Genomic DNA, 2,672 nt, shown 5'->3' with positions numbered 1-2,672 from the left:
TGCTGGCGAAAGTAATATCAATCTTTCTTCTTCAGAATACTCACTCATCATTCATAATTCATCACTCGTCACTGAGGTTAGCGGAATCCACCGCCTTGTCTATGGAATATACACAGGGGATTTATTGCTCGTTTCAGGCTCTGAGGCATTTGATGTGGGAGATGCTGTGCTTCTAAGCATATCAACCGACAAAACAGACTACCCAACAAACACAGAACCTATAAATGTAAAAGTAAATATGTATGGGGCTGTAGATGCTAATCTTGAACTTCAACTCGATGGGACAACTGTTAAAACACAATCAGTCTCCCTTAATGGTTTTGTGACTCTGGACATTGAACTCGGAACTGTTAAACCTGGAGTTCATACATTAAAAGGGATACTCAGGGCCAGTGGCTTAAGGAGCACAAAAGAGACGAACTTTGTTTATGGAAGCAGCTTGCCGGACTTCACAACAGCAGTCAGGAGTCAGGATGGAATCAGAAAAGACAATACAACACAGATAATAGCAACAGTCATAAATCAAGGGAAAACCTCATCTGCTTCAACGACAATTGCACTCTATGACGGTAATAGCCTGATTGAGGCAAAGACAATAAATGCTCTAAATTCTGGAGAATCACGGGAGATAAACTTCATCTGGAATGTGCTCGGGAAGGCAGGAGGACATACAATAAAGGCAATAGTTGACCCTGAAGATAAAGTAGTAGAGTTTAAAGAAGACAATAACGTAGCTACACTCAACATAACAATACCTGACATCGCCATGGATATAGCAACAGAAAAGGAGACTTATGGGATAGGGAATAAGATAAATATAGTAACGACCCTAACAAATCTCACATCCCAGACCACATATAGCAATCTCATTCTCGAGACAAAGGTCATAGACAGCACAGGCGCAAATGTGTTCAGTGAACAGAAGTCCGTACCAGTGCTACAGCCAATGAATTCTACAACCTTAAATACAGTATGGGATACAAGAGGACTCACAGAAGGAAGCTACACAATCACCCAGACAGTAATCTCTGATTCTCAATCTATAACTCAACACTCTAAGCTCATAACCCTTGAGAAGGCCCCTGGCTTTGAGATAACGATGGATACTACATATCAGAGGATTAAGCAGGGAGAGAGCGCGAAATATATCGCCCATATAGAACCCCTCGATGGATTTAACTCTACAGTCAATCTAAGCATCTCAGGCCTTCCTTCAGGCACCTCGGTATTATTTGAGCCTGGAAGCCTGATACCTCCTGGAGAGGCGACCACCGTAATAATAACAACAGAAGGGACTCCTGCTGGTAGCCATAACCTTACCCTCATTGCCGAGGGAGGAGAGGTAAGGCATGAGATAGCACTTGTTCTTGATGTATCAGGATTTGGATTAGAGGCAGTTCCAACAAGCCAAACAATAAAACAGCTTGAGACAGCGATATTTGACATAAACATTAACTCATTAAATGACTATCAAGGAGAGGTGAATCTAAGCATAGATGGAGTGCCGTTCGGTGTAAGGGCATCTTTTGACAACACAAAATCACAGGTGCCAGGGAATGTAAAATTAACAGTCCTTACATCAAAATATTTAAGGCCAGGCACTTATACACTTACTGTAACAGGAGATGACGGTCTTGTAAAACATACACTCAACCTCAATCTTAACCTTAATCCTAATCCTGAAATCGCAGCAGGAATAATCACAACGCAAGGCCCTGGGCCAAACAATAAGGCATTGGTGAGGGCATTTAATTCAGACATTCAACCTGTGCTTGACCTCATGGCATTTGATACAAAATACGGCGCAAATGCAACTGGAGCAGACATAGATGGAGACGGCTATGATGAAATAATAGTCTCCAAAGGGCCAGATCCCAAAAATACTGCAACATTAAGGGCATTCAAACGCAATGGCACAACCATGGCTGAATATACAGCCTTTGATACAAAATATGGTCTCACCCTATCCTCAGGAGACTTGGATGGAGACTGGGTAGATGAACTTATAGTTGGCATGGGGCCTGACCCTAAAAACCCTGCTCAATTGAAGATCTTAAAATACAGTAGCAATGGGTTTACCGAAATAACGACCCACACTGCATATGCAGATTTGGAATATGGACTCAACACAGCTACAGGAGACATAGATGGAGATGGAAAACCTGAGATAATCACAGCTCCAGGCCCAGGGCCGAACAACCCTGCCATAGTCAAAGTGTGGAGATACGATAGCGGAAGCCTGACTGAGCTTTCTACCATCACAGCATTTGGAGGTAATTATGGAGCTAACATAGCAACCGGAGATATAGATGGCGATGGAAAGGTAGAAATAATTGTTGGCACAGGGCCAGACCCCAAAAACCCGGCAACCGTCAGGGTATATAAAGCAGACGGAGCTTTAATCATAGAGTTCAGACCCTATGATGCCCAATATGGGTATGGAGTAACAGTTTCCTCAGCAGACATTGATGGAGATGGGATTGCTGAAATAATAACAGGCCTTGGCTTTGGGCCTCAGAACCCTTCATGGGTCAAGGTTTTCAAAGCTGATGGGACAGAACTGAAAAGTTTCCTTTCATACCCAGAGGATATAAAATATGGGGTTAAAGTATCGGCTGGAAATACGGGGAAATAATAGGGTTTTACACTCCTTGAAGTCATTATTGCTATTA

The 2,672-nt window shown here is 42.7% G+C and carries 1 protein-coding gene; it reads left to right on the top strand.

The window, feature by feature from the left end; translation table 11 throughout:
• Positions 1 to 2,635 (top strand): VCBS repeat-containing protein (locus HZC12_05545; GenBank protein MBI5026186.1); only part of this gene is annotated, 2,635 nt, incomplete at its 5' end.
• Positions 2,636 to 2,672: the final 37 nt, after the last annotated feature.

Source organism: Nitrospirota bacterium (assembly GCA_016214385.1).
Lineage (GTDB): Bacteria > Nitrospirota > Thermodesulfovibrionia > UBA6902 > JACROP01 > JACROP01.
Note: the sequence above shows the minus strand (reverse complement) of the source record. Positions and strands in the feature narration are given on the sequence as shown.